Annotated in this window: 1 protein-coding gene; it reads left to right on the forward strand. The window is 57.0% G+C overall.

The window, feature by feature from the left end:
- Nucleotides 1-263: formate/nitrite transporter family protein (locus CH341_RS32805; RefSeq protein WP_146604796.1), on the forward strand; the 263-nt coding region annotated here is incomplete at both ends.

Below are 263 nucleotides of genomic sequence, written 5' to 3' on the forward strand. Positions count from 1 at the left end.
GCGCGCCATCGGTGCCGGCTTTCTCATCGCGGCGATCGTGTGGATTTTGCCGAGCGCTTCCGGCAGCGAATTCCTCGTCATCGTGCTCTTCACCTATATTATCGCGATCGCCGAGTTCACCCACATTATTGCCGGCAGCGTGGAGGCATTCCTGCTCGTCGCGCATGGCGATATCAGCATCTTCACGATGATATGGGACTTCACTGTGCCCGTATTAATAGGCAACATCCTAGGCGGAACGGCACTCTTCGCCCTCCTCGCTT

The organism is Rhodoplanes roseus, from assembly GCF_003258865.1.
GTDB lineage: Bacteria > Pseudomonadota > Alphaproteobacteria > Rhizobiales > Xanthobacteraceae > Rhodoplanes > Rhodoplanes roseus.